At 40.4% G+C, this 6,415-nt stretch carries 6 protein-coding genes and 2 tRNA genes; 5 read left to right on the plus strand and 3 right to left on the minus strand.

Features of this window, described 5'->3' with window-relative positions; translation table 11 throughout:
* Positions 1-62: 62 nt before the first annotated feature.
* The 3 genes from DWW91_RS05490 to DWW91_RS05500 form a co-directional block, all read right to left on the minus strand.
* On the minus strand, positions 63-722 hold the full coding sequence (locus DWW91_RS05490) for a suppressor of fused domain protein (protein ID WP_122327187.1): 660 nt from the start codon (positions 720-722) through the stop codon (positions 63-65).
* A 55-nt stretch (positions 723-777) separates the two neighbouring features.
* Positions 778-1,077, minus strand: a complete 300-nt coding sequence (trxA, locus tag DWW91_RS05495; RefSeq protein ID WP_010802318.1) for a thioredoxin — start codon at positions 1,075-1,077, stop codon at positions 778-780.
* Between the two features lie 592 nt (positions 1,078-1,669).
* Entirely contained in the window at positions 1,670-1,963 is a 294-nt protein-coding gene (locus DWW91_RS05500) for a hypothetical protein (RefSeq protein ID WP_010802319.1), read from the minus strand.
* Between the two features lie 40 nt (positions 1,964-2,003).
* On the opposite strand from DWW91_RS05500, the gene DWW91_RS05505 reads away from it, so the two are divergent.
* The 5 genes from DWW91_RS05505 to DWW91_RS05525 all read left to right on the plus strand — a co-directional run bounded on the left by DWW91_RS05505 (position 2,004) and on the right by DWW91_RS05525 (position 6,383).
* Positions 2,004-2,756 (plus strand): GNAT family N-acetyltransferase, encoded by a 753-nt coding sequence (locus DWW91_RS05505; protein ID WP_122327188.1) that lies wholly within the window; start codon positions 2,004-2,006, stop codon positions 2,754-2,756.
* Between the two features lie 114 nt (positions 2,757-2,870).
* Positions 2,871-4,949, plus strand: a complete 2,079-nt coding sequence (locus DWW91_RS05510) for a hypothetical protein (protein WP_122327189.1) — start codon at positions 2,871-2,873, stop codon at positions 4,947-4,949.
* A 27-nt stretch (positions 4,950-4,976) separates the two neighbouring features.
* Positions 4,977-6,014 carry a quinoprotein amine dehydrogenase gene (locus tag DWW91_RS05515; RefSeq protein WP_122327235.1) on the plus strand — a complete coding sequence of 346 codons (1,038 nt, stop codon included), beginning with the start codon at positions 4,977-4,979 and terminating at the stop codon, positions 6,012-6,014.
* Between the two features lie 181 nt (positions 6,015-6,195).
* Positions 6,196-6,269, plus strand: a tRNA-Asp gene (locus DWW91_RS05520).
* Between the two features lie 37 nt (positions 6,270-6,306).
* A tRNA-Asp gene (locus DWW91_RS05525) sits at positions 6,307-6,383 on the plus strand.
* The last annotated feature ends 32 nt before the right edge of the window (positions 6,384-6,415 follow it).

A 6,415-nucleotide genomic window follows, 5' to 3' on the forward strand; every position in this document is an offset into this window, starting at 1 on the left:
AATATTATTATATGAAAAAGGGGATTCAGTATTGAATTCCTTTTTTTGGCTAGTACATATATTTAGAGGTAATTTATAGTACGAGTAAGATCTGTAATGAGCATTGGATTATCCTTTCTCATTAACTCTATTAATACCGATGCTTTTGACGGATCGGCTTTTATTGCTTGTAATTCCTGTTCTGTGATACCAACCAGCTGCATAAAGTCCAGTTTTCCGTGGATTGTATTTACACCGGGGACTTCTGTGTCATTTACAATCAGTAAGGCTGTAATGGCTGATTCGACATCCCAATTAATGGATTGTCCGTTACCTGCTATGAATTGCAATGGTTCGAACCAACGTTCCTGGGTAAAAGTATAGCGAGCCAGGTTACTCATCATGCTGATGGCCCATTGACATTCTTCACTCGTTTCGACCGGTAGTTTTATGGTCATCTCGTATCCCCATTTACTGAATTCGTTTTCCAGTGCTTCTTCGTTGGAATATAATTCGCTCATGCCATAGGTGACAAGATGTTTGTAGCCGTTGGGGGAGGTGTAGATACTGTATCCGTCGAGATACTCGTCACCACCCATCATCGCTCTGGAAATGATGTTGGTGCCGAAATGTTCCGGCTCTTGTCCGGGATAAAGTTTTTCGAAACATTCGTCGATAGCATCCCATCCGGGAGCCCAGTCTTCATGTTCCTCTGCATATTTTTTATATTCTTCTTTGTTCATAACCGTATGTGTTTGTTATGAACAAAGATAGAAAGAGTTTCCGGGAATAAAGATTTTAGTCAATAAACTTCTTGATTTGTTCCAGAAGGACCCCTTTTTCCATTACTCCGGAAGTACGCCAGACTATTTCACCCTTTTTGAAAATGATTAAAGTCGGAACGGACTGGATCCGGTACAGGTTGGCGACAGCCTCGTTTTTATCGACATCGATTTTCAGAATACGTGCCTGGCCGACCAGTTCCTTGCCTAACGCTTCCACAGTCGGACTCATTACTTTACAGGGACCACACCAAGTGGCAAAGAAGTCAACCAAAACCGGTTTATCTCCATGTATGATATCTTTGAAAGTTTCCATATTGCTAGTATTTATGATTGCAACAAACAATTATTTGTCTTCATTTATAACAGTTACCTTGTAGTGGTTGTTCATTAGTCAGTGTGGTAGAGCTATGACGAAAGACATCGGTAGGTAGAGAGTGTTTAATAGGTGAGTTTTATTAACTTTGTATGAATAAACTGCGTTATAGGCAAATGTCGGGTGAAAGTTTATACATTAGGTTTAATTCATTAAATGTACTATCATACTATCATTTTCTAGTGTATGATATTGTTTTCCAGTTGATTAATGTATGATAGTAGATGCTTTTAACTATCACTTATCTATCATTTAACTGTTATTTTAACAGATTTTTAACTAACGGTTAGTCTTTTTTTTGACTATAAAAGCTGTTCATTACTGCTGTATACGGTGCCTTATCATTAGTCGGCCTACTAGCTTTTTATACCAAAACTATGATTTAACTTCACTCGGATACAGACTTTTTGTTGCCAGGATGCCCGTCTCACCTGATTTTACACCCCCATCTTGACGATGCTTACACCCGGGTGTCGATGATATCAAGACCCGGGTGTCAAGCAATAGTTTTTACTATCTTGTTGAAAATTAGTTATATATTTACTGAAAATAGCAAACTGTCTTCCCTGCTTTTTAAGCAGGGTAAGCTGGTTACTCCCTCCAAGGTTTCATTATTGACATCTGTTACTTTACTGGAAACTTTGATTTCTGTTTGCTGTGCATATAAAGGATAAGCTAGTAACCCTAAAAGCAGTATCTGAATGATCTTTTTCGTCTTTATATTTTTGTCGTTTAATAATTTATCAGCAAAGCTATGGGGTGGGGAAGCGGGTTTCAAATAAGATTGACGAATTGCTTGTTTTTTGAGGTGAATTGCAGAATTCATATAAGTTCACTACATTTACACTATTGAAACGAAGATACACATGGATACTGATTTTATAAACATAACAACAGCAAATCTTGCCGATGAGCATTTATGCTGCATTATCCGCACTAAAAAGCTACATCTGGGTGTTGAGGCAAAGCGTCAATGGCTTTCTGACCGGCTGAATGAAGGTCATGTCTTTAGAAAGTTAAATGCGAAGGCAACGGTTTTTATCGAATATGCTCCTTTGGAAACAGCCTGGGTTCCCATAATCGGGGATAACTATTATTACCTCTATTGTTTATGGACTTTGGGTAGTTGCAAAGGGAAGGGGTATGGAAAATCATTGATGGAATATTGTATAGCCGATGCCAAAGAAAAAGGTAAATCCGGTATCTGTATGCTCGGGGCAGAAAAACAAAAATCCTGGCTTTCCGACCAGTCATTTGCGAAGAAGTTCGGCTTTGAGGTAGTCGATACAACCGATAACGGATATGAATTGCTCGCACTTTCTTTTGACGGAACAATGCCGAAGTTTGCACAAAATGCGAAAAAGCTGGAAATAGAAAGCAAAGAGCTGACAATTTATTATGATATGCAGTGTCCTTATATCGATCAAAAAATTGGGATTGTTAAACAATATTGTGAAATGAATGATGTCCCACTATCATTGATTCAGGTGGATACATTACAAAAAGCGAAGGATTTGCCTTGTGTTTTCAATAACTGGGCTGTGTTTTATAAAGGAAAATTTGAAACGGTGAATTTAATACAAGACGTTACCCACCTGAAGAGAATACTTAAGAAATGAAAGTATAATTTTGACTACCTTGCAATAAGAATACTGGTAAAACACATCGAAAATAATTAATTTTGCACCCTTTTTCGGAAGAGTATTATATTTAATTCTAAACAAAGACAGACGATGAAAAGATTATTTCCCGCTAGCCTGTTTGTGTTGGCTGGTATGCTTTTGCAGCTGGTTGGCTGTAAAGATGATGAAGTATCCCTACCCGATGAAGGTGGTCTTGTAATTGAAGAATTGCCCGTCAGGATGACGGAAGCTGCCTATAATGAGGATAATACGTATTATTTGCTGAACGATGAAGAATCGCCGGATATTTATTTCGATTCGAGTCAGCGCAGTTTCTATGTCACTCAGCCGTTGCAGATTCAATTGGACGACGATCACAATTTCCAACTCCGCTTTTATAGCCCCAGAGCGTTGAAAAACGTAACCATCTGGGCGACTATTGATGGATATGATGAAGAGTTCATGTTTATGTCGCTCGAAAAGGTGTTGCCGTTTCAGCAACTTCGGGTATGTATTCCGTTTGCCACTCAAGACTTGACGGCTTATACCCGTAGCGGAAAAAAGATCCGTATTATGGCAAACCCGTATCTGACGGGAGAAAACATTTCTTTCACGGTAGAGTCTGACGATCCTTATTGGGACAGGTTGCAATCTATTCGTTGCAAATGGCGTATCGCTTTTGGCAGATATAGCGACACTCAGGCTAGTTGGAAATATAAAATGAAGGCTTCGCATACACGTGAAGCTGTAGCTATTGCGCTGAACATGAGTTATATGTTCTCTTCGCAAAAGTTCGAGAAAGCATTGTATGAGTTTGGACCGTTGCATAGTAACAATGACAGGGTGGAGATCGACAAAAGCGCCTTGTTGACGAAAGTGCTTAATCATGCAGGACTGGTTTTCGGATATACGACAGGAGTCATGGGGCTGGGGGGAGGAACTACCTTCGGTATGCATGAGGTGTGTTATTTGGAGCATTATGCCGACGATAAAAGTATTACGGAGACTATCTTTCACGAATTTGCACACTGTGTCGGATATGGCCATGCCGGAAACATGACATACGAACAAACCGGACCAGGCTGGCCTACTTTGTGTAATAATGTATATGTAGATTTGTCGCTGGAGAAAGAACTACCGGTTTATTCTCGCCGTTTCTTACATACCCGCCGGAGTAAAAACAGGTATTTTGACGATATCTATGTAGCTTCTAAGTATATTATTGAAGATCCGGAACTGGATGCCCTCGATGGTGGGTTGTCACCGCTACGCGAAGAGAATACTTCTGAGGGAAACGATGGAGAACCTGTTACTTTCAAGTTGGATTATTCAGATGTACCGGGAGCAACGGCAGCTACTTTCCGTCCGAAAGATGTGTTTGCATATGGTGATACGTTGTATGTCGTGAATGATGCCGATAATAACTACAGCCTGGAAGTATTCAGTATAGCGAACGGTGGTAAGAAGCATTTGGAAAGTATCAAGGAATGGACCTGGGAGGATACCCAGGAAAAATTTGCAGGTCGACCGAATGGGGTTACACGTGCTAACGGAAAGATTTACGTTACTCATGAGGGGAGCCGAACGGAGATTTTTGATGCGGCAGACCATCAGTTTATCACTTGTATCGGTACCGGTAGTTGGGGAACAGGGCCTTCGCAGACTGTTCATGCTTTTGATGTGCTATGTTATAAGGGACTGATTATGATTCATGATAAACGTTATATCGATATTGTGGAAGAACGAATTTTGGAACCGGGGAAAAAGGCTCCACGTATCTATATCCGTTCCGAACATTTGGGTGAAACCGCCGGTACTTATGGTATGGCAGTAGATGAACAGAGCGGACTATTGTATTCTACTCATCCCTCCAAACGTATAGATATCTTTACCCCTGATGCTATCCGTGAAGGAGTAACATTTAAACGTGTCGATCAGTTGACGTATGCAAATATTCCTTATGCCTTGGATTTTTATGAAGGTCGGTTGTTTGTTAGTTCAAACGGCAAGGAGAAGTTTTGCGAAGTCGATCCGGTGACAGGCGAAATCTTGAAAGATTACACGGTTGTTGGAGATGTCACCTTGCAGGTTCCGGAAAAATTCTGTATTCGCCGTAATACCTTGTTTATGATAGACCGTACAAAGAGCGGAGCGTGTATCTATGCAATCCCTATGAATGAATTAAACTAAGTTGATCCCATAAAAATGAAAGTGAATATGAAAATGTATGTTTATATCTGGTTGGTATTGTTGGGTATATTGACCATTCGGTGTAGCAGTGATGATATAGGGAACCCGGAGGAGGATTCACCCGATTATGATAGTTATTGGTATTATTCTTATGAGGCTGCACAGTTAGTTAATGCGGAAACTTTAGGAATGGAAGCCTTGGAGGACTTCTCGCCTTATACTGTAGCACATCTGGGAGATACTCTTTTTATTGCTAACATAGGAAAGGAAGGAAACAGTTTGTTGGTATTCAATACAAAGGAGGGGCGATTGCTGGATGTGGTGAAATCATGGCAATTCGACAATGAGGAAAAGAATTTCGGGAGTTCGATCGAAGCTATTGTTCCGGCAGGAAATCGATTATATGTTGCTGAGCGGCAGTCGCGCATTCATGTGTTCGAACTACCGGATCTGACTTATGTCACTTGCATTGGAAATGGACAATGGAGTGGTCCGGTATTTCAGGCACAAGCGCTTGCGGTGAAAGATGGCCTTATCTTTGCACGCGACAAGAACGGAAAGGTCAGTATTTATAAAGAGTCGGATGTTACTCAAGAAAATTATCAGAAGATAAACCGTCATTGGCAAGTTTCCGGAAATAACAGTCCGGGTAACAATGGTTTTGCTCCTCACTATATGCAGTTCAATGCAGAAGGGAATATTCTGCTTACAGATTATGAGGGAAAGAAAATACGTGTACTCGATCCGACATTGGTAAATGATGATTTGGTAAACGGAACTTCCATCGATATGGACGAACTGTCTCTTTCTCTCGAATTTAAACCTAAGACGTTTGCTTTGTGTAACGAACGTTGGTATGCAACCGGTGATAACGATGCTATCAATATATATGATAGCCAACAAGGTGAATGGGTGAAAAAAATAAAGACCATCAAAGGATACTCTTTTTTACTGCCTGTTCGTATTTATGCGCAGAACGATTCGGTGTTATGGGTTTCGGATACACATAAATCGATGCAGACATTGGTAAAAATGATTGTGCATAAAGGAGAGATACGCGAGTAAGTATCTAAGCGTGGCAAGCATGTGTTTAGTGGATATTTTCTTAAAAATATATGCTTTCTAATTTGTTGTCTATCAGGTATGGTTGAAATATTGGTGTATTTTTTTTGCTTAAAGTATTGCAGAATTAAAAATAATATCTACCTTTGCACCGCAATCGAGAGAGATTGATTATCCAAGAAGAGGTTCGGTAGTTCAGTTGGTTAGAATACATGCCTGTCACGCATGGGGTCGCGGGTTCGAGTCCCGTCCGGACCGCCTCTTTTGAATAATGTTTTGTCTTTTTATTTTATTTGGTTCGGTAGTTCAGTTGGTTAGAATACATGCCTGTCACGCATGGGGTCGCGGGTTCGAGTCCCGTCCGGACCGCCAAAAAAAGTCTGTTAGTCGTTAGATTAGCAGGC

The sequence above is a fragment of the Parabacteroides sp. AF17-3 genome (assembly GCF_003635445.1).
Taxonomy (GTDB): domain Bacteria; phylum Bacteroidota; class Bacteroidia; order Bacteroidales; family Tannerellaceae; genus Parabacteroides; species Parabacteroides goldsteinii.

What these genes read in the sequence shown, in the direction of transcription:
- DWW91_RS05505 (WP_122327188.1), top strand. Translation starts at nt 2,004, where the DNA reads ATGGATACTGATTTTATAAACATAACAACAGCAAATCTTGCCGATGAG.
- DWW91_RS05490 (WP_122327187.1), bottom strand. Translation starts at nt 722, where the DNA reads ATGAACAAAGAAGAATATAAAAAATATGCAGAGGAACATGAAGACTGG.
- DWW91_RS05500 (WP_010802319.1), bottom strand. Translation starts at nt 1,963, where the DNA reads ATGAATTCTGCAATTCACCTCAAAAAACAAGCAATTCGTCAATCTTAT.
- DWW91_RS05510 (WP_122327189.1), top strand. Translation starts at nt 2,871, where the DNA reads ATGAAAAGATTATTTCCCGCTAGCCTGTTTGTGTTGGCTGGTATGCTT.
- DWW91_RS05515 (WP_122327235.1), top strand. Translation starts at nt 4,977, where the DNA reads ATGAAAATGTATGTTTATATCTGGTTGGTATTGTTGGGTATATTGACC.
- trxA (WP_010802318.1), bottom strand. Translation starts at nt 1,077, where the DNA reads ATGGAAACTTTCAAAGATATCATACATGGAGATAAACCGGTTTTGGTT.